The following is a 26,652-nucleotide window of genomic DNA, read 5'->3' as shown; positions in this document are numbered from 1 at the left end:
GCGTGCGCCAATCAAAAAAAGGGGAACCAAGATGGTGTTCAACAGACGTGACTTTCTGAAAACCGCAGCCACCGCTTCCGCCGCACTCGCCTTGCCGGCGCTGGGCGGCCGGGCCTTTGCAGCCGATGCTATCAAGGTCGGTGCGCTCTACTCCCAGACGGGCGGGCTTTCTGTCGCCGAGAAGCTTCTCGCCAACGGTGTCATGATGGCCGTGGCCGAAATCAACGCAGCCGGCGGCGTTCTTGGCCGCCAGGTGGAAGTCGTCGTCGAAGACGGCGCTTCCGATCCGAAGACCTTCAGCGAAAAAGCATCGAAACTGATCCTCAAGGACAAGATTTCCACCATCTTCGGCTGCCACACCTCTGCCAGCCGCAAGGCCGTGCTGCCGATCTTCGAACGGCGCGGCGCGATGCTGTTCTACCAGACGCACTATGAGGGCTTTGAGTGCTCGCGCAACGTCGTCTATTCCGGCGCTGTTCCAAACCAGCAGCTCTCCAACTACATTCCCTGGATTGTCGAGAAACTGGGCAAGAAGAAGTTCTTCATCGTTGGCTCCAACTATGTCTATCCGCGCGAGATGGCCAAGGTTTCCAAGAAACTGATCGAGGCGGCGGGCGCAGAATGGGTGGCGGACGAATATCTGGAACTTGGACACTCCGAATGGGCTGTCATGGTCAGCAAGATCAAGGAATCGGGCGCCGACGTGGTTCTTTCCAACGTGGTTGGCGACTCGATCATCGCCTTCTACCGCGAGTTCAAGAACCAGGGCCTCTCGCAGGAGGTTATCCCGATCTGCGCGACAGTGACCTCCGAAATCGAGATCGCCGCCATGGGCGCCGAATATGCGGCGGGCAGCTACACATCATTTCCATATTTTATGTCGATCGAAACGCCGGCCAACAAGAGCTTCATCGAACGCTTCAGGACCTTCGTCAACGATCCGAAGGCAGTGACATACCATTCGCTCGAGGCCGCCTATTTCCAGGTATTCCTGTGGAAGCAGGCAGTGGAGAAATCCGGCGATCTGTCCGCCGATGCTATCCGGGCCGGCATTCGTGGCCAGACCTATGACGCGCCCGGCGGCAAGGTGACCACCGACCCCGACAACCTGCATTGCTGGCTGACGCCGCGTATCGGCCAATGGCAGCCGGATGGACAAAGCAAGGTCGTCAACGCCTACCCGGCACCGATCAAGCCGCTGCCCTATTCGGCCTATGGCGAGACGGAAAGCAATCTTTTCTGCACCAGCAACGGTCTCGACGCAGCAAAGCTAAAGGGCTGACCCCTCTTTCCGCGTCCTCCCGCCAGCCATGCCTGGCGGGACCATGTCTCGGCAAGGCGGATCTGCGTTTTTTCCTCTGCTCGGTGCCAACCCGATTTCGGGACAGGCAAGGAGCAGGACAAAGTCTGGTCCGCCCTTCTCACGAACGGTGGCGTTATGCTCGACATTCTCTTTATCGGCCTCAGTCTCGGCTCAATCCTTCTTCTGGTGGCACTCGGTCTTGCCATCACCTACGGCGCCATGGGCGTCATCAACATGGCCCACGGCGAAATGGTCATGATCGGTGCCTACGTCGCCGTCCTCTCGGGCATCTGGCTGAAAACAGGCCTTCTGTTCGCAATTCCCCTGGCTTTTGTCGTGACCGCCCTGCTCGGCCTGGTGATCGAGCGGGTGGTGGTGCGCAGGCTTTACGGCCGCCTGCTCGACACGCTTCTTGCCACCTGGGGCATTGCCATCCTTTTGCAGCAGGCCGTAAGGCTCGAATTCGGCCTCAGCTTTTTCGGCATTCATATCGAGGGCCTGGGAGCCGGACTGCAAAACGTCGCCGTGCCTTCGTATCTGCAGGGCACCTTCAGGTTCGCCGGCGCCGACATCAACGCGTATCGCACCTTCATCATCGCGGTGACGGCCGCGTTGACGCTGGCGACATGGTTCATTCTCTACCGGACGACAGCGGGCATGCAGGTGCGCGCCATCATCCGTAATCCAAAAATGGCTGCCGCTTGCGGCATCGATGTGAAACGCATCAATGCCCTGACTTTCGCCTTCGGTTCCGGCCTTGCGGGCGTCGCCGGCGTAATGATGTCCGGCTTCAAGACGGTTTTCCCCGACATGGGCACGACGATGGTCGTTGACGGTTTCATGGTCGTGGTAACGGGCGGGGTCGGCAGCCTTTTCGGCACGGCCCTGTCGTCAGGGCTTCTGGGCGAAATCAATGCGCTGGTGGCGATTGGAACGAACGACATTCTGGCGCGCGCCGTCGTCTTCGGGGTCGTCATCCTCGTCATTCTCGTCAAGCCCAGCGGGCTATTCTCGTTCAAGGGGCGCTAACATGAGCATCGAACGAAAATTCCAGATCGCCGCCTATGTGCTTTTCATCGCGGTGATTTTTGCAGCGCCGGTTTTCGGTGACGAATTCTGGCTGAACCGCATTTCGAAATATCTGGTCTACGGCATGCTCGGCGTCGCCATTGCGCTCACATGGGGATATGCCGGCATTCTCAATCTCGGCCAGGGGCTGTTTTTTGGCCTGGGCGCCTACATGCTCGCCATGTCGCTGAAACTGTCGAGCCTGACCAGTCTGCAACAGGGCTCCGACAGGCCGGTTCCGGATTTCATGCTGTGGAATGCCGAGCCCGGCGCGCCGACGGAACTTTGCTGTATCAACAAGGGCTCCTTCCTCTGGCTTCCGTTTCAGAGCCAGTCCGTGGGTCTCGTGCTTGGCATCGTGCTTCCCGTCGTGATCGCCGGGGCACTCGGCATGCTGGTTTTCCGCAAGCGCATTTCCGGTGTCTTTGTCTCGATCATCACCCTGGCGCTTGTTCTGCTTGTGCGTCTCGTCATGGTCGATGCGCAACCGGTGACGAACGGCTTCAACGGCCTGACCGATCTTGGCTGGCTGACGATCGGCGGCATCGAATTCGACCCCTACAGCCGGGCAACCTATTATCTGTGCGCCGCATGCCTCTCCCTGACGCTCATCGGCGCGCGTCTCATCGTGGAGACCCGTGCAGGTATGATCCTACAGGCGATCCGCGACGATCAGCTTCGCGCCCGCTATCTTGGCTTCGACGTCTCGCTTTACCAGGTGTTCTTCTTTGTCATTTCTGCAGGCATCGCCGGCGTTGCCGGCATGCTCTATGTGGTCGTTGCGGAGTTCGCCTCGCCGACCTTCATGGACCTGTCTTTCTCGGTGACGATGGTCGTCTGGGCTGCCGTCGGCGGCCGTTCCTCCCTGCTCGGCGCCTGCATCGGCGCGATCCTGATCAACATGATCGAGGCCGAGGTCAGCGAGACCGAAGCGCTGGTCGAGGCCTGGAAAGCGATCATCGGCCTCATCTTCGTCCTTGTCGTCCTGTTCATGCCGCGGGGCCTTGGCGGCGTCGCGCACGATGTGCTGCGGCAGTTTATCCGCCGTGTCAGACCAGGCCCGGCATCCTCATCGTTACAGCAACAGAGCGAGGCATTGTAATATGAGTGCAATCGCGTTGACCATCGACGGTCTCAGCGTCGATTTTGGCGGATTCAGAGCCGTCAACAATGTCAGCATTACCGTTCGCGATGGCGAGTTGCGTGTGTTGCTCGGCGCAAATGGCGCCGGAAAGACAACTTTGATGGACCTGGTCAGCGGCAAAACCCGCAGCACAAAAGGCAGGGTCTTCGTCTACGACACAGACATCACCAACTGGCCGGAACACAAGATCGCCCGCGCCGGGATCGGTCGAAAATTCCAGATCCCCAGCATTTTTCGCGATCTCACCGTGCGGCAGAATCTGGAGGTCGCCAATTGCCGCAATCCATCGGTGTTTGCCAATCTCCGGTTTGGATTTTCGCGCGCCGAAGCCAAACGCGTCGATGAGGTACTCGCCCTCACCGGCCTCGAAGCGGAGGAGAATGTGACTGCGGCTTATCTCAGTCATGGCCAGACGCAATGGCTGGAACTGGGCATGCTCATCATCCAGGATCCCAAGGTTGTTCTGCTGGACGAGCCGACGGCGGGCATGACCCAGGCCGAAACCCGCAAGACGGCCCAGATCATCAAAAATCTCAAAGGCCGCCACACCATCCTTGTCGTCGAGCACGACATGGGGTTCGTCCGTGAAATCGCCGAACGCATCACCGTTCTGCATCTGGGAGAGGTTCTCGCCGAAGGAAGCGTCGAGGATATCGAGAGCAATCCGAAGGTCCGCGAGGCCTATCTCGGTTCGAAAGGAATATCCTGATGCTGACATTGAAAAACGTACACAGCTATTACGGCCGCAGCCATATCCTGCACGGCGTCACGCTTGATATCCCGGCGGGAAAGGTAACCAGCATTCTTGGCCGCAACGGTACCGGCAAGACGACCCTGTTGAAAACCCTGATGGCGCTGACCGACCGTATGACGGGCGAGATGCACCTGCAGGGGAAAGACATAGGCTCATCTTCGACGCATATGAGGGCACGGGCCGGGATCGCCTATGTCCCCCAGGGCCGGGAGATCATTCCCGATTTCACCATCCGCGAGAACATCCTGATGGGCGCCTTTGCGCGCACCGATCGCAAACGCGAAATTCCGGCACTGGTGCCGGAGCTTTTTCCATACCTGATGGCCAACCTCGATCGGCCCGGCGGTGTGCTTTCGGGCGGCCAGCAACAGCAGCTCGCCATCGCCCGCGCACTGGCCGCGGATCCGAAGGTACTGCTTCTCGATGAACCCAATGAAGGCATCCAGCCCTCGATCGTCGAGGAGATTGAAAAGATCATCATCCGGCTCAATCGCGAGATCGGCATGACGATCATCCTCGTCGAGCAGAACGTTGCATTTGCGCGGCATGCCTCTCACCACTTCGCCATGCTGGAGAAGGGAGGTGTGGTCGCGGCCGGCGCCATCGACGCGCTCTCCGACGCGCTGGTTCATAGGCATATGGCTGTTTGAAAAGACGCATCCTTTCATAAGACAATGGGAACAATCATGACACCGACACAGAGCTACACCGCCGCCGCTATCCAGTTCGAACCGACCATGTTCGAAAAGGCGCGCAATATCAGCCGGCTGAGCGCCCTTTGCGAGGAAGCGGCGCAGGCCGGCGCCCGCCTGATCGTCACCCCCGAAATGGGGACGACAGGCTATTGCTGGTTCGACAGGGCCGAGGTGAGGCCCTTCGTCGAGGCGATCCCCGGACCGACCACCGATGTTTTCCAGGCGATTGCCCGCAAACACCGCTGCTATATCGTCGTCGGCATGCCGGAAGTCGATCCGGCGAGCGATCTCTATTACAATACGGCAGTTCTGATCGGTCCGGATGGCATCGTTGGTCGGCACCGCAAGTCGCATCCCTATATCGCCGAGCCAAAATGGGCCGCAAATGGCGACATCGTGCACGAGGTCTTCGAAACGGAGATCGGACGTATTTCAATGCTGGTGTGCATGGATCTGCACTTCTTCGAGACGGCGCGGCTGGAGGCTCTGGCCGGTGCCGACATCATATGCCACATCTCCAACTGGCTGCAGGAGCGCGCGCCCGCTCCCTACTGGATCAACCGCGCCTTCGAAAATGCCTGCTATGTCATCGAAAGTAATCGGTGGGGTCTGGAAAGAACCGTGCAGTTTTCCGGGGGAAGTTGCCTGATCGAGCCCGACGGAACGGTTGCCGCATCCATCGACACAGGCGACGGAATTGCCTATGGCAAGGTCGATCTTGCCCGTGCCCGTCGCCGCGAGGTCTTAAGCGAACCGGTCTTCAAGACGCGCCGGCCCGAGCTCTACATGAACATGATGACCAACAGTTTCACCTGGAACCCTGGCGATTATTTCCGCCTCTATGGCTATCAGCCAATCCCGCGCGGACGCAGATCGCGTGCAGCCGTTGCCCAGTTCGCGCCAACCTCGGTCATTGCAGACAATATTGCCCACATAAAAAGGCTCGCAAACGAGGCTAAGGCGACAACGGCGCCGGACATTCTGGTGTTCCCGGAACTGTCGCTGACCGGACTTGAGGCCCCGCAAACGCGGGCGGAGCCGCTGTCTGGTCCCACCGTATCCGCCTTCGTTCGTCTGGCCATGAAGCTCGGCTTTTATCTCGTCGCCGGATTTGCCGAAGCGGACGAAGACAGGATCTATAACAGCGTGGTGCTTGCAGGGCCCGAGGGGCTGGTGGGCAGCTATCGCAAGACGCATCTGGGCGTCGCCGACAGTTGGGCAACGGCCGGCGACGAATGGAAAATCTACGACCTTGCCATTGGCCGGGTGGGCCTGGCGATTGGCCACGACGCGCTTTATCCGGAAGCCATCCGTTCGCTTTCACTCATGGGATGCGATCTTGTTGCCTGCCCTTCGGCGATCGCCGGCACCTTCACCGGCAGCCATGGCGGTACGAAAATCCCGCACAACTATCCGATCCCAAAGGGCGCCGATCCCTACCACTGGCATGCGCTTCGCGTTCGCGGCGGCGAGAACAACGTCTATTTCGCCTTCGCCAATGTGCTGGACCAGGAAAAGGGTTATCTGGGCAAGAGTGCGGTATTCGGGCCGGATTCCTTTGCTTTTCCACGTCAGGAATCGGCGATCCTGGATGAGGAGGGGATTGCCGCTGCGGCTGTCGATACCACCAATCTCGACACGCCATATCCGACGAACATCGTCCGGCGAAAAGACCTGGTCGTCATGCGTCAGCCGCATCACTATCAGCCTCTCGTCAAATGGCATCAGTAGAAGGCGGCACAATGTCGAAGTCTTTGAGGTCATATCGGCTCATGTGAACCCCGAACCAGGAATCGGCGCGATGTGAAACCATAAAAGTGTCAAGCCGCAGACGACGATATGGCATTGGAGCAAGCCCAATGCTATCGTTCGTGCAATATAAAACGGGGCAAGACGATCATGGATTTGGTAATTCCCAGCGCAACAAATCTCAGCCTGTTCGTCAGCGCTACACTGGTGCTGCTTCTCGTGCCGGGACCGGCAGTTCTCTACATCTTCGCGCGCTCGGTCGAGCAGGGTCGCTCTGCTGGGCTCGTTTCAATCCTTGGCATCCATACGGCCACGCTTGTGCATGTCGCCGCTGCCGCTGTAGGGTTGTCGGCGCTCCTGGCATCATCCGCGCTCGCCTTCAGCGTCGTAAAGTATGCCGGCGCGGCCTATCTGATCTGGCTTGGCCTCAAAAAGCTTTTTGGCCCCTCGGATATTCCCGGCGTCGAGGGCAATTTACCCACACGGAGCCGCATGCGCCTCTTTTGTGAGGGCTTTATCGTTAATCTCCTCAATCCGAAGACCGCACTATTCTTTCTGGCTTTCTTGCCGCAGTTCGTTGAGGTCAACCGTGGCCATTTGGCTATGCAGATCGCTTTTCTCGGGCTTCTTTACACAGCGATTGGTGTTCTGACGGACAGCTCTTACGCACTTGCCGCCGGCACGGCCGGCAAGTGGCTGAAGCGCAGTCCCGCGTACCTAAAGGCTGAACGCTGGGTCAGTGGTTTCGTGTATATCGGTCTTGGTTTGACGGCCGCTTTTGCTGGCAATCAAAAGAAATAGACCATCCTGTTGTACCTTGGGAGTCGCCCTGAACGGCTAGCCTCTTAGAGCCAACGGGGCGTCCCTTGTGTTCGATTTTTGTCGGCGTCGCTTTCAAATGAGATTTCGTAGCGAGCCGCTATTGGCTGTGGCTCCAGATCGGCGCCACAGCCGTGAGCGATGTTTACTAAATCGACGGTTTTCAACCGTTCATTAGCTTGCTCGTTCCGCTCGAAACCCAGAAGTTGCGCCAATAACGTTTCCAGGTTGACCAACAGGGCAAAGATGCGGTTGCAGCAATTGATATAACTCAAAAAACCTACGGAGACCGTTGGCCTCCGTAAGCCATCTTGTCAGTTGTCGCCCGTGCACGATGCCGGTCAGGCTCCGTATGGCACCCAAATGTTCTTCACCTGGATCGCCCTGCGCAGATAATCACGACCCTGCGCTTCGGTGCGATTTAACCAATCGGGGTGACGGCCATTATTGACCCAGGTGGCCTTCAGGTTGCCCGCAGAAGCCCGCTCGACCATCGCGCTTCCCTCGGTCGAGCCGAAATACCAGACAGCCGCAACGTCGTCATGCTCGGCCAGTGTCTTTGCAAGCAGATCGCTTTCGCCGGTCACAATGTTGATGACCCCGCCGGGCATATCCGACGTGTCCAGCACCTGGTAGAAATCACCGGCAATCAATGGATGGCGAGACGACGGGACCACCACAACGCGATTGCCCATGGCGATTGCAGGCAGCACCAGCGACACCAGCGACAGGAGGGGTGCCTCATCGGGGCAAACGATCCCGACGATGCCCCACGGCTCGTTCATGGCAAGCGTGACGTGACGTGACTTGGTGGAGTGCACGGCGCCATCGAACTTGTCTGCCTGGGCGGCATAATAGGAAATACGGCGCAGAGATGCGTCGACTTCGTCCTTCGCCTTCTTTTCGCTGACACCGGTGCTATCGATGATGCGGGCGACAAATTCGTCACGCCGTGCATCGAGGTTCTCTGCAAGATAATAGAGCACTTGAGCACGGTTATGGGCGGTTGCGGAACCCCAGCTGCTTGCCTTGGACGCTGCTTCCACAGCATTGCGGATGTCCTTGCGGCTGCCTATTCCGGCCATGCCAATCACGGTGTTGCCCTTGCCGGTCACCGAATAACTGTAGCCACCGTCGGGGCGGGCTTGCTTGCCGCCGATATAGTTCTTCATGGTTCGATCAAGGCCATCGACCGCCATCTTGCTGTCAGCGTTCGGCAATGCAGATGGCGTGAAGGCTTCAGCGGGCTTTGTCACCGGCAGGCTCTTTTCCCAGTCTGCCGCCAGATATTCGTAAAGCCCCTCGCGCGCACCTTCGCGACCGAAGCCACTTTCGTGGTAGCCGCCAAAACCTGCACCGGCATCGAGCATGTTGGTGCAGTTGATCCAGACCACGCCTGCCTTGACGCGGGCGGCTAGATCAAGCGCGACATTGATGTTTTCCGACCAGATGGAGGCGGCGAGGCCGTAACGGGTGTTGTTGGCCAGCGAAACAGCTTCATCCGGCGTGCGGAAGGTGGTCGCCGCGGCGATCGGGCCAAAGATTTCCACCTGGCAAACCGTCGATGCCTGATCGACTTCGGTGAAGAAGCCGGGAGCGACGTAATTGCCGGTGGTCGGCAACGGGTTGGAACTCTGCCAGAGTTCACCGCCCTCTTCCACGCCCTTGCGTACCAGATCCGTGATGCGTTTCACCTGCGTGGCCGAAACAATCGCGCCGACATCGGTCGACTTGTCGAGCGGATCGCCGACCCGCAGGGTTTCCAACCGCTTTTTCAGCCGTGCATAAAATTTATCGGCAATACCTTCCTGCACCAGCAGGCGGGAACCGGCGCAGCAGACTTCGCCCTGATTGAACCAGATCGCGTCAACAACACCTTCAACCGCCGCATCGAGATCTGCATCCTCGAAAACGATGAATGGTGACTTGCCGCCCAGTTCCAGCGACAGCTTTTTGCCCGAACCAGCAATCTGCTCGCGAATAACGCGACCAACCTTGGTCGAGCCGGTGAAGGCAACCTTATCGACGCCGTCATGGCCGCAGATTGCAGCGCCTGTCGAGCCATCGCCCTGCACGATGTTGACGACACCGGCGGGAAGGCCGACCTCGTGGCAGATTTCCGCAAAGGCGACAGCGGTCAGCGGTGTCAGGTCTGCAGGCTTAAGTACCACGGTATTGCCGGCAGCAAGCGCCGGCGCAATTTTCCAGGCCAACATCAGCAGAGGGAAATTCCACGGGATCACCTGACCGCAAACACCGACCGGCGAGAAACCACGGAACTCGTCTTCCACCATTTCGGCCCATCCGGCGTGATGGTAAAAATGGCGGGCGACGAGTGGAATGTCGATATCGCGGGTTTCGCGAACCGGCTTGCCGTTATCCATCGTCTCCAGAACGGACAGGAAGCGCTCGCGCTTCTGTACATGTCGAGCAATGGCATAGAGGTAACGAGCGCGCTCGTGACCCGACAGCTTCGACCATTTTGCGAAGGCCGTGCGGGCGGCCTTGACCGCCTGATCGACGTCTTCCTCATTGCCGCGAATGATTTCCGCCAGCTTATCCCCGTTTGCGGGGTTTGACACGGAAATGGTCTCGCGGCCCTCCGGAGAAACGAACCGGCCGTTGATATAATGTCCAAACGAGCGTCCATGCGCGTCGAGCCACTGTTTCACATCACCATTGGCTTCGGGGGAAGGTCCATATTCCATGGTTTCCAAAATGTCCTTGATGGGTCGCATTTTTTCAGTCCTTATGCGGCAGCGTGATGGTGAGCGCTGGAATAGCGACCGGTTACGAAATGTTCGAGCTGGCGCTCGATATCGCCAAGCATCGAGCTGGCGCCGATGCGGAACAGGTCCGGTTCCAACCAGCGATCGCCCAGCTCCTCCTTCATCAGCGTCAGCCATGACAACGCGTCCTTCGCTGTCTTCAACCCGCCTGCAGGCTTGAAGCCGACCATCTGGCCAGTCAGTTCGCCGTAGTCGCGCAGCGCACGCACCATGGTCAGACTGACCGGCAGAGTGGCGTTGACTTCTTCTTTGCCGGTCGAGGTCTTGATGAAGTCCGACCCCGCCTGCATCGCCACCATCGAGGCGCGATAGACATTGGTCAGCGTATTGAGATCACCCGTCGCCAGGATAGCCTTCATATGGGCGTCGCCACAGGCTTCACGCATCGCGGCGATCTCATCATAAAGTGCTGGCCAGTTCTGCGTCAGAACGAACTCGCGAGTAATGACGATATCGATTTCCTTAGCGCCCTGCTCGACGGCATAGCGGATTTCTGCCAGCCGCTGCGGTAGCGGAGTGAGGCCGGAGGGAAAGCCTGTCGCCACCGATGCGACCGGAATAGTCGTGCCTTCCAGTGCCTTGACGGCATGGGGCACCATGGTCGGATAGACGCAGACGGCACCGGTTGTGATGCCGGCGTCCGCAAGGCCGAGTGCCTCAAGAATGTCGTCCCGAACCGGGCGTCGCGCTTTCGCACACAAGCGGCGCACACGACCGGGCGTGTCGTCGCCGGACAGCGTTGTCAGATCGATGCAGGTAATCGCCTTGATCTGCCAGGCAACCTGATATTCCTTCTTGACCGAGCGCCGGGTGGTGATTGTCGCTGCACGCCGTTCGGAGGCACTGCGATTGACCGATACATCTTCAAACCATTCCGGTTTGAGAGCCGTGCCGTTGTTTCTGGGGAATGCTTCGCTCATTTTTTGTCCATTCTTGGGGTCAGGCTGCGGCATGGTCACGTTCGCGGCAGAATGCCTCGAACTCTTCGATGCTGGCATAAGCCTTCTGTGTTCCGGGACGGGTGATGGAATGCGCCGCATAGAGAGATGCCTTCTTCAGTGAGGACACGACCTCTCCCGTTTCGGCATAAAAGCGGGCAAAGGAGCCAATAAAGGCGTCGCCAGCGCCGGTGGTGTCTTTCGGCGTTACCTTGACGGGCTCGATATTGACGATCTCATCTGACGTAATCATGCGCGCGCCACGTCCGCCCAGCGTCACGATGACGGTACGGATACCGCGTGCGATCAGGGAACGGGCGGCAGTGATGATTGCTTCGTCGGTCTCGGTCGGCAAGCCGGACAGTAATGCCAGCTCGCTCTCGTTCGGAACGAGGAACGTTACCTGGCGAATACGCTCCGGATCGAGATTGGCAGCGGCGGGCGCAGGATTGAGGATCGTCTCGATACCGTTTTGGGCCGCAAGTTCGATGGTGTGATAGACTGTCTCAACCGGCACTTCCATCTGCATGAGGATCAGACCGCACTGTTTCAGATCGGCGGCCGCCTTGTCGACCTCTGCCGGCAGAAGATCGGCGTTGGCGCCCTTGACTATGAGGATCGAATTCTCGCCCGACTGCTCGACGAAAATCGGCGCGACGCCACTGGACTTGCCGGCAACCTTCACCACGTGACGCGTATCCACGCCGAAGCTCTCGAGATTGCGAATGGTATTGTCGCCGAAGACATCGTCACCGACCCGGGTGACCATCATGACGTCAGCGCCAAGACGCGCCGCAGCCACCGCCTGATTGGCGCCCTTGCCGCCGCAACCCATTTCGAAGGCGGGAGCCTCAAGCGTCTCGCCCGGTCCGGGCATGCGGTTCACATAGGTTATAAGGTCGACCATGTTGGAGCCTACGACCCCGATTTTCTTGCTCATGCCGAAATTCCCTGGATATCCTGTTTCAAAGGGCGCTGATCCTGGCGCCGAACTGATCGGCGGCAGCGCAATCGAGATAGCCGAGCCGTACCGGAAACGCCCTGCGTTCGCCCGGTGAAAGGCTCTGCACGTTGTTCTTGGCCTTCTCCGCTAGATAGCCCTCCGGCTCGCAGGTCGACGGCAGGGCAAATGCGGCAACTTGCGAATCCCCATTCACCAGGATCCAGCGCACCGTCTTCGGGAAGGCGGCAAGCGGATAGGAGATGGCAAAGCCATCGCCCTCACGCCGCTGCATCATCAGATGCGTAAGCCCCTCGCCGTCCGTCGGCAGGCCGTTAATGTAAAACACCTGTTCGGGGTCGTAACGTTGCGGCTCGTTAAACACTTCCATGGCTGAAGGCTGCTTTGCCAGCGTCTCCAGCAGGGAAAGATAATCGGGGTTTGGCGTCACGTGGCCGGGCACGGCCGTGCGCACCTTCACCTGCTCCGGCGTATACGGCACGGGCTGAACGATGCGCGCACCTTCGGCATAGGCGAAGTTCACATGGCACATATACATGAGGTCCATGGACGCTGATGACAGGTTCTGGATATCCATGACCATGTCAAAAAGCGTGTCTTCAGCATGCAAAGTCACGCTGGGGCGGGCAAGATAATTGGCGCCGAAGCCCATGACATATTCAACTTCGCCTGTTACCCGAACATAGGCGCCGCGCGCGTCGTGACCGATGACAAAACCGGCCTTGTCCATGGCGGCACAGGGCATTTCACCATGCAGGGGGTGATTGTCCTGCGGCGACGGGCAACCATTGCGCAACATGCCACTGTGGAATGCAAAACACCCATAGGTCTCGACGATTGAACCTGCCGGTCGTGGCATGGCAAAGCGGCTTCCCATGGTCAGGTCGACGCCGTTGAACTCGACGCTCCAGATCATCTGACCCATGAAGGGCAAGATGACGATCCGGCCGTGGCGATTGTCTAACTGCAGCGCCTCGATGCCGGTAGGATACCGGAAGGCTGTAATCTGCAGCCCGCCCGTTGCCGCCAGAAGATGCGGGACGTCTGTAAAGTCCTGCCTGCGGAGATGAAATTCCGTCGCCTGCATGGGGTCACCTGCCGGGGTTGCGCCACGCATTGATGGCGATGACGAGAATGAGGAATGCCCCCCAGATGAAGTCGATAAGGTGGTTGGAGAACCGCATCATCTGGAAGCCGGAGGAAAGCAGCATGAGGGCGATCAGCGCGATGGCGATGCCAAGAACCCGCCCCTTCCCGCCTGCGGGATTGGTGCCGCCGAGTACCGCGATCAGCACCGCCTGCAACAGATAGGACGCACCGTAGTCGGATTTCGCTGCGTTGGTTCGGCCGGACAGAATGATCCCCGCCAGTGACGCCAGAACGCCGGTCAGCATGTAGGAATACAGCATCATGCGATCTTTGCGGATGCCGGCAAACACTGCTGCCCGCGGATTGGTCCCGATCAGCATCAGGTTGATGCCAAGCGTCGAGCGCGTCAGCAGGATAGCCACGATAATGCACACGGCGACGAACAGCAGGAACGGAGTCGCGATGCCGAAGATTTTACCGTTACCGATCCAGTTCCATGCATCGGGAAAACCGACGATTGCCGGCCCGCCGGTCATCACCAGTGCCAGTCCCATCAAGACCTGGCCTGTGCCAAGCGTGGCAAGGATTGGCGTAATGCGCAGTTTCGCGACCAACAGCCCGTTGACCAAACCGGCCAGCAAGCCGACTGCCATGGCCAGCAGGATGCCAAGACCGGTGTAGAACACCATGCCCGACGTAGAGGACTGCCCTGCCTGAACCATGGTGGAATGGAAATAGACGCCGGCGATGATACCCGCCAGATTGGCAATCCCCACCACGGAAAGATCGATGCCGCCGGTCAGCATGGCAATCATCATGGCGATGGAGAGGATCCCCAGTTCGGGCATGATATAGCTGATGGACTCGAAGTTGTAATAATTCAGGAACTTGCCGGGGTTCATCCAGGTCATCAGCGCGAAGACGATGACGGTGATCACAAGGAGCTGAAGGATGTTGTTGTCGTTGCCGAGAAGCCGGCGCATGTCGAACGAATTTCTCATGATGCGCTCTCCCGTTACGCTATGCTTTTGCGATCGCGCCATGCGGTGATGGCGGTGGCGACGATGATGATCAGGCCGACAACGACGCGCTGCCAGGTGGTGTCCACCTTCATGATGATCAGTGAGTTTTTGACCATCACCAGCATGAACACGCCCATCAAGGTGCCGAGAACCGTGCCGCGTCCGCCAAAGATCGATGCCCCGCCCAGAACCACGGCCGCTATCACGTCGAGTTCGAGACCGACAAAGTCACGCGGGTTGGCAAGCCAGATCATCGATGAGTGCAGCAGCCCTGAGAAACCTGCCAGCGCACCGGCAACGCAATAGACAAAGAAGATTGTCGCGCCCGTATTGAAGCCAACGCGCTTGGCCGCTTCGGGCGAGCCGCCATAGGCATAAACACTGCGCCCGATCATGGTGTAGGTGAGGACGAGATGGATAACCAATGCCAGACCCATATAGACCACAAACATCGCGGTCAGGCCGAAAGTCGATCCCGTTGCCGACGTCAGCGAGATGACGTCGGTTTTGCCGAACCCGATCAGTTCCTTTGGCATCTTGTTGATGTTGACGATGCTGGTGCCGACGAGGCCGAGAACCAGACCGCGCACGATCGAGCCGGTTCCAAGCGTCACGATCAGCGGGATCATCCTAAAACGGTGGATAATGAAACCGTTGAACGCACCAAGAGCCAGCCCAATCAGCGTTGCCGCAACGAAGGGAACGAGCACGCCGTCATAACCGAGATAGACCATGGCGCGCACAGTCAGATACATCGCTGCAATGGCAAAGGCCGTGAACGAAACATCGATACCGCCGGAAATCATCACCAGCAGGACGCCGAGCGCCATAATACCGATCACGACATTGGAACGCAGCAGCCCGAAAATGTTGTCCAGCGACCAGAATGCCGGGTTGATAGTACCAATAATGACCATGGCCGCCAGCAAGACGCCGGCGATAATAAATTCTGTGCTTCTGAAGAATTTCATGTTTTGCGGCCCCTCAATTCAGCGTCTTGAGCCGGTCATTAACGGCGTCTTCGGTCATGCCTTCTCCGGACAATTCATCAACGAAACGGCCGCGGTGCATAACCACCACGCGATTGCAGTTCTGCACCAGTTCCGGGACATCGTCGGAAATCATCAGCACGGACAGGCCTTCCTTTTCGGCCAGTTTGCGGATGATGTTATGAATCTGTGCTTTGGAACCAACATCGACACCGACGGTCGGGCCGTTCAGGATCAGCACTTTGGCGCCCGTCAGCAGCCAGCGGGCCAGAACCACGCGCTGTGCGTTGCCGCCGGACAGATGGTTGACCGGCGTGTGCGGTCCCGGCGCCACGATCTGCATGGCCGAGAACATATCGCGGGTCGTTTCGTCGGCCTTTTTACGATTGATGAAAAGACCGCGAACAAATTTCTCAATCGACGTGACAATGATATTGCGCTCGATCGATTGTGTCAGGAATAGCCCCTCGGTCAGGCGGTCCTCCGGCACATAGGCGACACCGCAGGCAATACCTTCCTGAACGGTCCTCGGGTGAACCTCGCGGCCTGCAAGGCGCACTGAACCTGTAAAGTCAGGGCGCATGCCAAACAGCGCCAGTGCAAGTTCGGTGCGACCCGAACCGATCAAGCCCGAAATACCGACGATTTCGCCCGGCCGAAGCGTCAGGTCGGCATTTTCCACCGAACCCGGAACCGAGAGATTGCGCACTTCCAGCACCGGCATGACGGCGCCCTCCCGAGGAGCCCACTGGTAGCTGTGGGCGGTCAGTTCCTGCCCCGTCATCGCGCGTGTGATTGCCGGCTCGTCGAATTCGGCAATCGGTCCTTCGGCAACCTTCTTGCCGTTGCGGAAAACAGTCAGGCGCTCGCTGATTTCGAGCATCTCGCGCATCTTGTGGCTGACAAAGAGAACGGCAATGCCCTGCGCCTGAATATCGCGCACGATCTTGAACAGGGCATCGACCTCGTGACGCGTTAGCGCGGTCGTCGGCTCATCCATGATGATCAGGCGCGCATCGGCCATGAGAGCGCGGGCGATCGCCACGATCTGCTTGCCCGACGTGGGCAGGCTTTCGACATCCGCATCAAGATCGATGCTCACGCCGAGGCGGTCCAACGCCTTTTGAGCCAGCTGACGAACCTGTCGCCAGTCGACCGTCTTGCGGCCTTCCATCAGGAAGGTATTGATCGCCAGGTTTTCGGCGACCGTCAGGTTACCGAACAGGGAAAAATCCTGGTAGATCACCTGAATACCGTGGTGAACGGATTTTACCGGATCGAGTTTGCCAACAGGCTTCCCGTCGATCAGAATCTCGCCGTCCTCGGGCGTGTAAACCCCAGACATGATTTTGATAACGGTGGATTTACCGGAACCGTTTTCACCGGCAAGGCAATGGATTTCTCCCGGGCGAATGCTCAGCGACACGTCGTCGAGCGCCTTCACGCCGCCAAACCGCTTGCCGATATGGCGCAGCTCGATCAGATTTTCAGTCATAATGGCCTCGTGCAAGGCTGGAAAACACGGGGTGTAAGGAGAGAGGGCTGCCCCTCCCCCCGTGGTGCGGATCAGAAGTCGTACTTGTCCATGTTTTCTTTGGTCACGCCGACCCAACCTGCGCCATAGAGCAGATGTGGCTTGGAGGCGTCAGGAACCAGCAGGCTTTCGTAACCGGGCAGGCCCATATTCAGGCCGGCCTTGATCTGCTCGTTCTTCTTCTCGAGAACCGCGACAGCCAACATGTTCATGGCATAACCGGCAACGGCCGGATCCCAGAACTGAATGTACTGGATGTTATCGTTCTTGATGTATTCGCCGGCAACGGAAACAAGGCCCGTGCCCGAGAAGAAGACCTTGCCCGACAGACCGCCTTCGGCGATCAGGCGACCCGCGCCTGCCGATGTCGGCATCGGCGCGCCGAGAATACCGGTGATATCAGGATAGGCGGTCATCGCTTCCTTGAGTTTGGTATAGTCGGTATTGGCGTCGTCATAGGTTTCCAGCCGCTCGGTCGCCTGCGACATTTCCGGGAAGTTGGCCTTCTGGTACTCGACGGCGCCATCGATCCATTCCATCTGCGACTTGGACGTCAGACTGCCAACGGTGGCGACATATTTGCCCTTGCCGCCCATGGATTTGCCGAGCTCCTTCATCAGGTTCGCGCCATAGGCCTTGTTGTCGAAGGCTTCGATGTCGAAATCGACGTTCTGGATATTGGAAGCCTCATGGCTGATGACGACAATGCCGCGATCGCGGGCTTTCTTGAGCACCGGTTCCACCGCTTCCACCGAGAACGGCACGATGGCGATGGCGTCAACGCCCTGCGCGATGAGATTTTCAACAATCTGTACCTGGGCGGCGGCATCGGCCTGACTTGGGCCAACCATCCAGACATCGTTTCCGGTATCGCCCTTGAACTGCTCGACGCCATCGCGCATGCGGTCAAACCACGCGATGCCATCCACCTTCACGACGGTCGCAATGGTGTATTTCTTGCCACTCGCCGTGGTGATCAATTCCTTGTTGACCTTCGATGTATCGACGGCGCTCTGCGCAAAGACAGCCGACGCCGAAAGCGTGGCAGCAAGCGCGATGGTTGCGAAAATCTTGTTCACGGATAACTCCTCCCTTTGAAACTGCACTGTGCCGGACCTATTCCAGTCGCAGCACCCGACAATGGTCGATCCCTAACGCCGGTATCCGCTCCTCACGCGTCCGACGCCTCCTCATTCTCCCGGAAAAGGCTTCCCACGCCCCGGTAGATGGACCACGATGTGACCCAGAAACCTGTTGTCTTCCTCTCCCGATAATGCGAACTATTATGATACAATCCGATCATTATGTTTCGATCGTTTCATGTTTGTTGTTCTTCTGTCAAGCGTAGAGAGGGGCGATTGCAAGGAAACTAACACCGAAATATGAAGCGCAGGGACAAACCGAAAGCGGAGATAAGGTGAGCAGAATAAGTGCACACAATGCCAGGTTGGACGCGCTGGCTGGGCTGGTTCAGGAAACGGGTGTCCTGAGGCTGCGGGACGCAGCGTCCCGGCTTGGCGTATCCGAAATTACCATTCGCCGCGACATTGCCGCCGACGGTCAGCGGCTTAGCTGTCTTGGCGGCTACATCATTCCGGTTCAGGATGGCGCCATCAGCAGCGACTATGTGCTCGAGCAGGAGAAGGACAGCCATGCAACTGCCAAGGCGCGCGCCTGCACGCAGGCGGCAGCTCTAATCGAACCTTATGACACTGTATTCATCGATTGCGGAACGACGATGCCGCATCTGGCGCGGCAAATTCCGGCAAACGCCCATGTCACGGTCATCTGCTATTCCCTCAATGTTGCAGAGGAGCTGGCGAGCAGAACCGATGTCCGCCTGATCATGCTCGGGGGGGTCTATCATCCGGAAGCGGCTTCGTTTTCGGGTGATGAGGGTATCGAGGTGCTGAAGCGCATCAATATCAACAAGGCATTTTTGTCTGCCGGTGGCGTGGACGAACAGCATGGCGTCACCTGCTCCCATTTTCATGAAGTGCCGATCAAGCAGATGGTTATGCAACGCTCGGTTCAAAAGCATCTGGTGGTGGACAGCAGCAAATTCAGAAAGGTGCGAGCCGCGCGCTACGCTGCCATAAGCGACTTCAACTCAGTTATTGCAGATCAGCCTTCACCCTGGATTTGAGACAAACCGACAACGAGGGCTCCCAAATAAGCCTCGGGAGAGAGAACTCAGCAATATCTTTCGCCCCAAGAGGGCGAACATCACCGCAGTCCGGCTAGAAAGCCGGCAGAACGCCCCTGCTGCTACACCATTCCTGCGTATCTTGATGGAAGATTTCAGCAATACGAAGGGAGAGGAAAGATCGGCTGATATTCATCAGACTTGTCTTTCATGCCTCGTAGCAAGTTGGCCGAGTGAACAAGTGCCATCAATTAGCTGTTTGACTTGAACGCGCTCAAACACCATCTGTGCGACATGCCGAAGCATGAAAAACATCACATCGAACTGATCAGAACATGGACCCTGCCGGCTACCGTGACATTGGGGTCGGCCGTTCGCGCCAAAGGCGTCCTTCAAGAAATACAGGCAAAGCTGCCCGCTCACGCAAAAAAGTTGATCTCGCTCGAAGGAGTTGATCTCACACTGGCGATGACGGCCAGTGAGAAGACCGCCTTCAATGCAGCAGCGACCATCGTCACAAAAGTGGTGACGGAGGCAGCTGCACTGCCGGTAATCCCGCGCGAAATCGAGGACATCCTGACTATCAAGACGAGCGAGCGGCATCGTTGGCTTGCCGACGGTCGCCTGCCGAGCGCGGGGACGCGAACGGTCAGACTGAACGGCCGTGCCCGTCAGATCACGTTCCATGTCTTTGACCCCAAGGTGGTCGAAGACCTTCTCGACCGTGGCGTTGTCGACGAATGGCGGGTGGAGGATGCAGAGGCGAAAGCCGAAAAGAGGCAGCGCGCGGCATATCAGGCGAAGCTGACGCGGTCGCTCAAGAAGAAGGTTGCGAAGCGGCCAACGACGTCTTCCGATGATCCGGCCTCGAAGCTCGGCGGCTGGGAGGAGTTCGACGTGGACGGACTGCTTCGTTAAGCAGTTATGCCAGCACTCTTGGTATCACGCGCGATCACAGCACTTGGCCTAACATTTCATCGACAGGGTCAATGTTGCAGCGGTGATCTTTGCCGTGAAAGAACATTCGTCGGCAGGTTCAACGCCGGAGCATTTTAAGTTCATCGGTTTAGAAACAGGAATGTTGGGTTATACGCCGGCCTACGCTGTAAACTATGCCGCTCTGCGGATCGGCATTGAAAACCACGTATCTGCGCTGTGGGCAGACCAGGTCAAAGGAGGTTTTATGGCACTCAAGGATATCGGTCTTGCGTTGGACGTTGTCTTTGGCCACGACTGTGCGGTTTCGATCAAGGCTTTGGTTGCATCGGAAGCCGTTTCGCGTCGCCATCGCTCTTGCGGCTTCCAGGCTGACACCTACCGCATCCAGCTTGCTCACGTCGCGATCATGCACAAAATCAGGTACCTTGGTTAGTCCGCATCCGCTGATACTCAAGCACGCAGCCACTATCACTGAAAAACGGAACATTTTCTCTCACTTTTTGTGCTTGCCTGATGGCTTGCTCCGATACGCATTGGCACAAGCCTCAAGGCAGCGGCTCGGCGAACACTCTTGGCCGTTCTTCCACAATTACCGCAATCGACACAAGGCGGTCGGAAGCGTTGTGACGGCCTCACCGCAAACTCGAAGCCCGAAAGCTGACAATTATTTCCGGTAGACCGTGAGTACCCCATAAGGCTGATCACTGCAGGTGTTGCGCGCACTCAAAGGAGCGGCCAAGAACGCGTGCCAGATATCCTAACAAACGGCAAGCAGGACTTTCTCCACCACGCTGAACGGGGGACATGGTGGTCGTAGAACTTCATTCATGTTTGAAGTCCTCCCAACTGTGCTCGCAAGGCTGCGTTTTCGGTTTCTAATTGCAGCAGTTTTTCACGAAGAGGAGCGACTGCCTGCTCGACCTGCTGTTGGGTGTAGCGCGGAGTAATATGCTGGGGACAGTTCCAGTCGTACGCTTCAAGCCGAAGCCTGAAAATCCCCTCCGCACGGCCTTTATATGTGGGGTCGGATACCAGATCGTTGAGCGTCGGGTCGGCATCAAGTGTCAGCCGATCTACATGGACATAGATTTTGAGCCTCGCCCTTCGCGCGTAATCCATCAGAAAAAGACAGGCCCTGTCGTTGGCAGCCAGATTGCCGGTGCTGATGTACTGTCGGTTGCCGCGATAATCGGCAAAGGCCAGAGTTCGTTGATCAACGACTTTGAGAAAACCGGCATTGCCTCCACGATGTTGAACGTAGGGCCATCCCGTTTCCGAGACCGATGCCATATAGAAGCTGTCACGTGCGGCGATGAAAGCGATCTCGTCTTCTGTGAGGGTATCGGAGGGACGGCTATCATTACCCAACCAGATCTGGTCCACGCCCATGGCAGACTGAGCGGCTCTGACGCTTGGCGTCACGGCGACTTCAAGGAAATGATATGGCATGTCTCAATCCCCTGTTAACGCAGGCTCGCACCGCTGTCTCCCGGTGTCAGCCTGAGTTGTCTTATAGCAAGCCCGATTTTTTTGCGATGCTATATCCTTCAGATCTGGCGTAGACGTTAGTCCTGCCAGCCCTAGCCTGCAACTTGCCAACGCATCTCGCCGCGATCAGCGACGATCCGACCAAGGCCCGAGAGAGACGATCAACATAAAGCTCGGCATCGGGGTAGTTGTTTCTTACCACCAGGGACCAGTCCACCCATATGGTTCTGGATCGTTCATGGCTAAAGCACCCGGTCTCCAGGCCAGGCTGGGAAGCCTTCACGCCATCTCAGGCTGCGCGGATCCCATTAGCGGCGCGGAAGACTTCGAATGCGGGTGGGAAGCGTTAAGTCGCCGAGCCACAATGTCATGGTTGAGCCACAGAACTGGACCGGAGGGTTCGGAAGATTCACCGAAGATCAGCTGCCCTGTTGCCGTCACAACGAGACTGCTCAACAGATCGCTGATCATCACCTTGCTATCCCGATGCATCTGGGTGATTTCGTTGGACGTGCCGATGGTGAGATCAGCCTGCGCCTGGCTGTTTGCCATGGGCCATGCCGAAAAGTCATAGAACGGACGCATGACATCGCTGGCCTGCATGGCGGCGATCTTGCCGAAGACGTCTTCCATCGTTAGGCCATCTACCAGCAGCTGCTGGCAGGCCTGCCACTGGTCATCTGCCCATTGGCCGCCGTTTTCTTTCTTCAACGCAAGCAGCAGCGGTATCAGGGGCAGCTCGATACCGGTGAACACGTCGGACGAATTGGTCCGGATTTCGGGGCAATTATAAACTGTTGCCTTGATCCCTTTAGCCCAGGCTTCCTCTGCAATGCCTTCGAGCCGCATCTTCGCGTAACCCTGGGTGTAGTTGGTGTAGGTCTGCCAACGATAACTTCCGTCGATGAGGACCGCCGATCCGTGATAACCATAGGCCGTATATCGCACTTGACCGCCTGAAGCTTCAACGCGCTCGCGGATCGCCGCACTGAAATCGATGAGATGGCGAAAGGTGTTTGCGGAGACGTCGTCAAAATTCTGCAGGATGAGTTTTCCCATGTCACTGTCGAGCAGGGTCTGCGAGGACATGTGGCGGGTTCCGGTTCCCTTGTAGATCCGATTAGCGATAACCAGGAACACCTTCGCCTTCGGGATGCCGCCTGCCATTGTGTGGGCGAAGAAAACATTGCGGCCATCGGCGATCATACCGTCGAGAACGGTCATGACTTTCGAAAGCGATTCCGTAAAACGCGCATTGGCAATGTCGCGGCATTGCCTGACATAGTCCCAGTCGAGCTTGTCGTGCTCCCAGCTCTCAAGCGTCATTTTTGCCAGGAGATCGGTGGGAGTCGGCCCGTCTGCGGGCGCATCGCGATCGAAACCCGCCATAAGAGGTATGTTGATGATCCTGCCGCCCAGCTGGGCCTCCGCCGAAGACAGTTCATCGGCGTCGAGCGGCCGCAGCGTGTTGTTCTCGTCACGCCGCCCGACGGTGATCCCCACAATCTCCATTCCAGCCCGTCTCGCTTCGTCGAGCAAGCCGGTGGCGTATCCGCGGCCGAACAGTTCGCCGAAGAGTACGAAAACGTCGCCTTTACGGAAGACCGTGTTTTCAGAAAGGCGATTCAATGCAACCGGATTTTCCATGCTGTCAACTCTTTAAAGTTTGTCATCGAACACTGGCTCGTGCAAGTTTTGCAAAGACATGACCGCATTGGCACGGAATGGGAACTCATTTTCGGTGACCGTTCATTTCAAAACGTGAAGTCGGTCTCTGTTCGCCCTACAATACAGGGGACGCCGAGGCTGGAGGATCGGCGCGCCGATACCAAAAAAGAGCTCGCTGGAAACATCGCGCCTCTCCAGTGGCGCACCACGCCGAATCTTGTCGCGTCGAAGACTGTTCAGACTGCCTTCTCGCAAGTTTGCAAGAAGACCGGTATCGACAAAATATGCACCAACGACCAGGCTGACGACAAAGATAGGCATCCTCGTTATCAATTGTCGCCAGTCGAACGCTCTCGGATCAGCTCGATGAAGGCACGCAGTTTGGCTGGCATGTGTCGCCGTTGCGAGAAATAAAGGCTAAGTCCCGGATATTCGGGAGACCAGTCTTCCAAAACAGGAATGAGATCGCCTGAGGCAATATGGGGCGCAAGTGCATGTTCACCCAGATAGGCGAGCCCAAATCCGGCAAGAGCGGCCTCCAGAATAAGGTCAGACCCATCAAATGTCAGATGGCCGCTGACATCGATCAAGTGTGTTTCCCCGTGCTTCTCAAACTCCCAGCGATAGAGTCTCCCGCTTGTCATGCGCATCTGGATACAGACGTGCCGGGCGAGATCGGCTGGGACGACAAGCTTTGAACGGCCGTCGAAGTAGCGCGGCGAGCCGACGACGAAAGACCGCATTTTCGGAATGATCGGTACGGCCACCATGTCGGGCGAGATAGCCTCGGCGAGACGAATGCCCGCATCGAAACCTTTGCCGATCACATCCACGAGCGCATTTTCGGTCACGATCTCGATGTCGACATCCGGGTATCGACGGCTGTACTCGAGGATGAGCGGCTGCAGCAGAATGCGCGCCGCGCCCGGCGCCATATTCAGCCGGAGTCTCCCGGAGGGCCGATCTGAATGTTCACCGACATTTTCGATCGCCTTCTCGAGCGTCTGCAGGGCAGGTGCGATTTCAGATAGGAATTGCTCACCGGCTGCAGACAAGGACACGCTACGCGTGGTGCGGTTGAAAAGCCTGACGGCAAGGCGCTCCTCAAGTGCGGCGATGGCATGGCTCAAAGCCGATGACGACATACCGAGTTCGCGCGCGGCAGCCCGGAATCCACCGTGACGCGCGACGCCGGCAACCGCTTCAAGCTCGATCAGGCTTGCCCTCATTGCGCAATCCAGTTCATCAGGCTGTCCGATTTTGTCCTACTACACGCAACACTTACCGCATGCCATTTTTGCTGTGAAGCCATCACAGGAGAAGAAACATGCACATCATCGATCGGATCTATATCAACGGGGCGTTTGTCACGCCGCACGGCGATCAATGGGCGCCGCTTTTCAATCCGGCAACCGAGGACCAGATCGGCAGCGTGCGGCTCGCAGATGAGCGGGACGCCGACCGCGCAGTTGCTGCCGCCAAACGCGCTTTCCCAGCCTTTTCGAATACGACCAGAAAAGAGCGGATCGACATGCTGAACCGGCTGCATGCCGCGGTGTCCGCCCGAACCGACGATCTGGCGTCCGCCATGCGTGAAGAATACGGTGCGCCATCGGGCTTCATCGGCTTTTCAGCGTCACGCGCAGGTAGCGTCTTTCTCGACATGGCAAGAACGCTGAAGGACTACGAGTTCCAACGCCGCATGGGCAGCGCCGATGTCGAGATGCGACCCTCGGGTGTTGCTGTGGCGATCACGCCCTGGAACAGCAATTACAGTTTTATCTGCGGCAAGCTCTCCGCCGCCATTGCAGCCGGAGCAACGATGGTGATCAAACCTTCGGAGATGAGCGCCCTGCAGACGCAGGTGATCACTGAGTGTCTGCACGCGGCCGGTCTTCCCGATGGCATTTTCAATATCGTCACCGGGTATGGAGGCGTCGTTGGTGCGGCACTGACGGCTCACCGCGACGTGTCCAAGATCACCTTCACCGGTTCCACTGCCACAGGTCGCGGCATTGTTCAGGCGGCAGCGGCCACTATGAAGCGCGTTACAATGGAACTTGGCGGCAAAAGCCCCAGCATCATTCTGGACGATGCCGATCTTGAGGTCGCCATCCCGCAGGTGCTGGTGGCAGGGTTCCGCAATAGCGGTCAGGCCTGCATTGCCGGAACCCGCATTCTTGCTCCAGAAAGCAGGTTCGGTGAAATCGAGGAACGGCTAAGCCACACCATCAAAGACTTCAGGTCGGGAGAACCGGCCGACGAACAGGTTCAGGTTGGTCCGATGGTCAGCCAGAAGCAGTGGGATCGCGTGCAAAGCTATATTCGCCTGGGACAGGAGGAAGGCGCCAGACTGCTGGCAGGCGGCGAAGGTCGTCCGGAAGGGCTGCAGCGCGGCTGGTTCGTCAAGCCCACCATCTTTACCGGCGTCCGCAACGACATGCGCATCGCGCGCGAGGAGATATTCGGCCCCGTGCTATCGCTGATCTCCTACCGCGACGAGGAAGACGCCATCACGATCGCGAACGACACCGATTACGGCCTGCAGGCGCACGTCTTTTCTTCCGACGTCGCGCGGGCAAAACGCGTCGCAAACCAGATCGAGGCAGGCCGCGTGTTCATCAACGATGCGCCGCATGACCCAATGGTACCATTCGGCGGATTCAAGCAATCCGGCTTCGGGCGGGAATTCGGCGTCTTTGGGCTCGAGGCCTTTCTCGAACCCCGTGCCGTACTGTCGTGACATTTAAAGGCCACGCGACTTTTTAGCTGCGTGGCCTGATGCCACATACCGTCGAGCGAACCCTGTTGGGCGGCCATTGTTGCACCTGGCGTAATGATGAAGTGTGAAGCGCGATCGTTCTCATCACCACGTAATAATAGCAATCTGCAGGTGCGGATCGGGAATTGACCCGAACGATACTCGCAGGAGCGCACAATGAAACTCTATCATCATCCTTTGTCGGGCCACTCGCATCGGGCCCGTCTGTTCCTTTCACTGATCAACCTGCCGCATGAGCTGGTTGAGGTGGACCTCATGTCCGGCGCGCACAAGACGCCCGATTTCCTCAAGATGAACCCGTTTGGCCAGGTTCCGGTTCTCGACGACGACGGCGAATACGTATCGGATTCTAACGCGATCCTGGTCTACCTTGCCAAGAAAGCAGGACGCACGGACTGGCTGCCCGATGACCTGAAGAGCGCCGCAGCGGTCCAACGCTGGCTGTCGGTAGCTGCCGGCGAGATCGCTTATGGTCCGGCGGCGGCCCGCCTGGTCACCGTCTTTGGTGCCAAGTTCAATCCGGACGAAGTCATTGGTCGCGCCCATGCGGTCCTTGGAAAACTCGAAACTCAGCTTTCCGACCGAGAATGGCTGGTTGGCGAACGCCCGACGATCGCTGACGTCGCAATCTACAGCTACGTGGCCCGCGCCCCTGAAGGCAACGTGGATCTCTCCACTTATCCTGCGGTCAACAGGCTGCTTCGTCGTATCGAAGCGCTTCCGGGCTTCGTGGACTTTATCGGGACTCCGGTTGGCCTTGCCGCCTGATCCGCAT

23 protein-coding genes are annotated in these 26,652 nt (G+C 58.0%); 12 read left to right on the top strand and 11 right to left on the bottom strand.

The features are described 5' to 3' along the window. The first annotated feature begins 31 nt into the window (after positions 1-31). From QE432_RS25685 to QE432_RS25655, 7 genes are all read left to right on the top strand, one after another. Entirely contained in the window at positions 32-1,282 is a 1,251-nt protein-coding gene (locus tag QE432_RS25685; RefSeq protein ID WP_003516989.1) for a transporter substrate-binding domain-containing protein, read from the top strand. 156 nt (positions 1,283-1,438) lie between these two features. Further along, positions 1,439-2,332, top strand: a complete 894-nt coding sequence (gene urtB, locus QE432_RS25680) for an urea ABC transporter permease subunit UrtB (RefSeq protein ID WP_019565873.1) — start codon at positions 1,439-1,441, stop codon at positions 2,330-2,332. Between the two features lies 1 nt (position 2,333). Beyond that, positions 2,334-3,473: an urea ABC transporter permease subunit UrtC gene (urtC, locus tag QE432_RS25675; RefSeq protein ID WP_080803035.1), complete on the top strand. Its 1,140-nt coding sequence runs from the start codon at positions 2,334-2,336 to the stop codon at positions 3,471-3,473. Position 3,474: 1 nt separating this feature from the next. Next, positions 3,475-4,224: an urea ABC transporter ATP-binding protein UrtD gene (urtD, locus tag QE432_RS25670; protein ID WP_113049325.1), complete on the top strand. Its 750-nt coding sequence runs from the start codon at positions 3,475-3,477 to the stop codon at positions 4,222-4,224. Beyond that, entirely contained in the window at positions 4,224-4,919 is a 696-nt protein-coding gene (gene urtE, locus QE432_RS25665) for an urea ABC transporter ATP-binding subunit UrtE (RefSeq protein ID WP_003516996.1), read from the top strand. The genes urtD and urtE overlap by 1 nt, the downstream gene beginning before the upstream one ends. A 24-nt stretch (positions 4,920-4,943) precedes the next feature. Then, on the top strand, positions 4,944-6,695 hold the full coding sequence (locus QE432_RS25660) for a nitrilase-related carbon-nitrogen hydrolase (RefSeq protein WP_162690633.1): 1,752 nt from the start codon (positions 4,944-4,946) through the stop codon (positions 6,693-6,695). A 168-nt stretch (positions 6,696-6,863) separates the two neighbouring features. Further along, positions 6,864-7,514 (top strand): LysE family translocator, encoded by a 651-nt coding sequence (locus QE432_RS25655; RefSeq protein ID WP_111790402.1) that lies wholly within the window; start codon positions 6,864-6,866, stop codon positions 7,512-7,514. A gap of 359 nt (positions 7,515-7,873) precedes the next feature. Here the strand turns inward: QE432_RS25655 and QE432_RS25650 are convergent, their stop codons facing one another. The 8 genes from QE432_RS25650 to QE432_RS25615 all read right to left on the bottom strand — a co-directional run bounded on the left by QE432_RS25650 (position 7,874) and on the right by QE432_RS25615 (position 17,933). After that, positions 7,874-10,270 carry an aldehyde dehydrogenase family protein gene (locus QE432_RS25650; RefSeq protein WP_162690634.1) on the bottom strand — a complete coding sequence of 799 codons (2,397 nt, stop codon included), beginning with the start codon at positions 10,268-10,270 and terminating at the stop codon, positions 7,874-7,876. 11 nt (positions 10,271-10,281) lie between these two features. Beyond that, positions 10,282-11,241, bottom strand: a complete 960-nt coding sequence (gene deoC / locus QE432_RS25645) for a deoxyribose-phosphate aldolase (protein WP_111790423.1) — start codon at positions 11,239-11,241, stop codon at positions 10,282-10,284. A gap of 19 nt (positions 11,242-11,260) precedes the next feature. Next, positions 11,261-12,199: a ribokinase gene (gene rbsK, locus QE432_RS25640; protein ID WP_111790404.1), complete on the bottom strand. Its 939-nt coding sequence runs from the start codon at positions 12,197-12,199 to the stop codon at positions 11,261-11,263. Positions 12,200-12,224: 25 nt separating this feature from the next. Further along, positions 12,225-13,307 (bottom strand): aldose 1-epimerase family protein, encoded by a 1,083-nt coding sequence (locus tag QE432_RS25635; protein WP_111790405.1) that lies wholly within the window; start codon positions 13,305-13,307, stop codon positions 12,225-12,227. 4 nt (positions 13,308-13,311) lie between these two features. Beyond that, the gene (locus tag QE432_RS25630; protein ID WP_111790406.1) at positions 13,312-14,310 is read right to left on the bottom strand and encodes an ABC transporter permease; all 999 of its coding nucleotides are present in this window, start codon (positions 14,308-14,310) and stop codon (positions 13,312-13,314) included. Positions 14,311-14,324: 14 nt separating this feature from the next. Next, positions 14,325-15,302 (bottom strand): ABC transporter permease, encoded by a 978-nt coding sequence (locus tag QE432_RS25625; RefSeq protein ID WP_003517007.1) that lies wholly within the window; start codon positions 15,300-15,302, stop codon positions 14,325-14,327. A 13-nt stretch (positions 15,303-15,315) separates the two neighbouring features. Further along, on the bottom strand, positions 15,316-16,815 hold the full coding sequence (locus QE432_RS25620) for a sugar ABC transporter ATP-binding protein (RefSeq protein WP_111790407.1): 1,500 nt from the start codon (positions 16,813-16,815) through the stop codon (positions 15,316-15,318). A 71-nt stretch (positions 16,816-16,886) separates the two neighbouring features. Next, positions 16,887-17,933, bottom strand: a complete 1,047-nt coding sequence (locus QE432_RS25615) for an autoinducer 2 ABC transporter substrate-binding protein (protein WP_111790408.1) — start codon at positions 17,931-17,933, stop codon at positions 16,887-16,889. A gap of 338 nt (positions 17,934-18,271) precedes the next feature. Here QE432_RS25615 and QE432_RS25610 point away from each other — a divergent pair, with 338 nt between their 5' ends. The 3 genes from QE432_RS25610 to QE432_RS25600 all read left to right on the top strand — a co-directional run bounded on the left by QE432_RS25610 (position 18,272) and on the right by QE432_RS25600 (position 20,372). Next, on the top strand, positions 18,272-19,000 hold the full coding sequence (locus tag QE432_RS25610) for a DeoR/GlpR family DNA-binding transcription regulator (protein WP_111790409.1): 729 nt from the start codon (positions 18,272-18,274) through the stop codon (positions 18,998-19,000). Positions 19,001-19,294: 294 nt separating this feature from the next. Further along, entirely contained in the window at positions 19,295-19,918 is a 624-nt protein-coding gene (locus QE432_RS25605; protein ID WP_111790424.1) for a hypothetical protein, read from the top strand. A gap of 94 nt (positions 19,919-20,012) precedes the next feature. After that, positions 20,013-20,372: a hypothetical protein gene (locus tag QE432_RS25600; protein ID WP_306627368.1), complete on the top strand. Its 360-nt coding sequence runs from the start codon at positions 20,013-20,015 to the stop codon at positions 20,370-20,372. Between the two features lie 392 nt (positions 20,373-20,764). Here QE432_RS25600 and QE432_RS25595 read toward each other — a convergent pair whose 3' ends face one another. The 3 genes from QE432_RS25595 to QE432_RS25585 all read right to left on the bottom strand — a co-directional run bounded on the left by QE432_RS25595 (position 20,765) and on the right by QE432_RS25585 (position 24,324). Then, on the bottom strand, positions 20,765-21,388 hold the full coding sequence (locus tag QE432_RS25595) for a pyridoxamine 5'-phosphate oxidase family protein (RefSeq protein WP_003517021.1): 624 nt from the start codon (positions 21,386-21,388) through the stop codon (positions 20,765-20,767). Between the two features lie 318 nt (positions 21,389-21,706). Beyond that, positions 21,707-23,074: an enoyl ACP reductase FabMG family protein gene (locus tag QE432_RS25590; protein WP_060641980.1), complete on the bottom strand. Its 1,368-nt coding sequence runs from the start codon at positions 23,072-23,074 to the stop codon at positions 21,707-21,709. A 350-nt stretch (positions 23,075-23,424) separates the two neighbouring features. Then, on the bottom strand, positions 23,425-24,324 hold the full coding sequence (locus QE432_RS25585; protein WP_003517025.1) for a LysR family transcriptional regulator: 900 nt from the start codon (positions 24,322-24,324) through the stop codon (positions 23,425-23,427). 98 nt (positions 24,325-24,422) lie between these two features. Here QE432_RS25585 and QE432_RS25580 point away from each other — a divergent pair, with 98 nt between their 5' ends. Beyond that, complete coding sequence (locus QE432_RS25580; protein WP_003517028.1) at positions 24,423-25,838, top strand: aldehyde dehydrogenase family protein; 1,416 nt, start codon at positions 24,423-24,425, stop codon at positions 25,836-25,838. Positions 25,839-26,033: 195 nt separating this feature from the next. Beyond that, positions 26,034-26,645 (top strand): glutathione S-transferase family protein, encoded by a 612-nt coding sequence (locus tag QE432_RS25575; protein WP_003517029.1) that lies wholly within the window; start codon positions 26,034-26,036, stop codon positions 26,643-26,645. The last annotated feature ends 7 nt before the right edge of the window (positions 26,646-26,652 follow it).

The sequence above is a fragment of the Agrobacterium sp. SORGH_AS_0745 genome (genome assembly GCF_030818995.1).
GTDB classification, from domain to species: Bacteria; Pseudomonadota; Alphaproteobacteria; order Rhizobiales; family Rhizobiaceae; genus Agrobacterium; species Agrobacterium tumefaciens.
This window is presented reverse-complemented; position numbering and strand designations above follow the sequence as displayed.

Bases quoted from the DNA above. Each gene is read 5' to 3' on its own strand.
- QE432_RS25685 (WP_003516989.1), top strand. From the start codon at position 32: ATGGTGTTCAACAGACGTGACTTTCTGAAAACCGCAGCCACCGCTTCC.
- urtB (WP_019565873.1), top strand. From the start codon at position 1,439: ATGCTCGACATTCTCTTTATCGGCCTCAGTCTCGGCTCAATCCTTCTT.
- urtC (WP_080803035.1), top strand. From the start codon at position 2,334: ATGAGCATCGAACGAAAATTCCAGATCGCCGCCTATGTGCTTTTCATC.
- urtD (WP_113049325.1), top strand. From the start codon at position 3,475: ATGAGTGCAATCGCGTTGACCATCGACGGTCTCAGCGTCGATTTTGGC.
- urtE (WP_003516996.1), top strand. From the start codon at position 4,224: ATGCTGACATTGAAAAACGTACACAGCTATTACGGCCGCAGCCATATC.
- QE432_RS25660 (WP_162690633.1), top strand. From the start codon at position 4,944: ATGGGAACAATCATGACACCGACACAGAGCTACACCGCCGCCGCTATC.
- QE432_RS25655 (WP_111790402.1), top strand. From the start codon at position 6,864: ATGGATTTGGTAATTCCCAGCGCAACAAATCTCAGCCTGTTCGTCAGC.
- QE432_RS25650 (WP_162690634.1), bottom strand. From the start codon at position 10,270: ATGCGACCCATCAAGGACATTTTGGAAACCATGGAATATGGACCTTCC.
- deoC (WP_111790423.1), bottom strand. From the start codon at position 11,241: ATGAGCGAAGCATTCCCCAGAAACAACGGCACGGCTCTCAAACCGGAA.
- rbsK (WP_111790404.1), bottom strand. From the start codon at position 12,199: ATGAGCAAGAAAATCGGGGTCGTAGGCTCCAACATGGTCGACCTTATA.
- QE432_RS25635 (WP_111790405.1), bottom strand. From the start codon at position 13,307: ATGCAGGCGACGGAATTTCATCTCCGCAGGCAGGACTTTACAGACGTC.
- QE432_RS25630 (WP_111790406.1), bottom strand. From the start codon at position 14,310: ATGAGAAATTCGTTCGACATGCGCCGGCTTCTCGGCAACGACAACAAC.
- QE432_RS25625 (WP_003517007.1), bottom strand. From the start codon at position 15,302: ATGAAATTCTTCAGAAGCACAGAATTTATTATCGCCGGCGTCTTGCTG.
- QE432_RS25620 (WP_111790407.1), bottom strand. From the start codon at position 16,815: ATGACTGAAAATCTGATCGAGCTGCGCCATATCGGCAAGCGGTTTGGC.
- QE432_RS25605 (WP_111790424.1), top strand. From the start codon at position 19,295: ATGCCGAAGCATGAAAAACATCACATCGAACTGATCAGAACATGGACC.
- QE432_RS25595 (WP_003517021.1), bottom strand. From the start codon at position 21,388: ATGCCATATCATTTCCTTGAAGTCGCCGTGACGCCAAGCGTCAGAGCC.
- QE432_RS25590 (WP_060641980.1), bottom strand. From the start codon at position 23,074: ATGGAAAATCCGGTTGCATTGAATCGCCTTTCTGAAAACACGGTCTTC.
- QE432_RS25585 (WP_003517025.1), bottom strand. From the start codon at position 24,324: ATGAGGGCAAGCCTGATCGAGCTTGAAGCGGTTGCCGGCGTCGCGCGT.
- QE432_RS25580 (WP_003517028.1), top strand. From the start codon at position 24,423: ATGCACATCATCGATCGGATCTATATCAACGGGGCGTTTGTCACGCCG.
- QE432_RS25575 (WP_003517029.1), top strand. From the start codon at position 26,034: ATGAAACTCTATCATCATCCTTTGTCGGGCCACTCGCATCGGGCCCGT.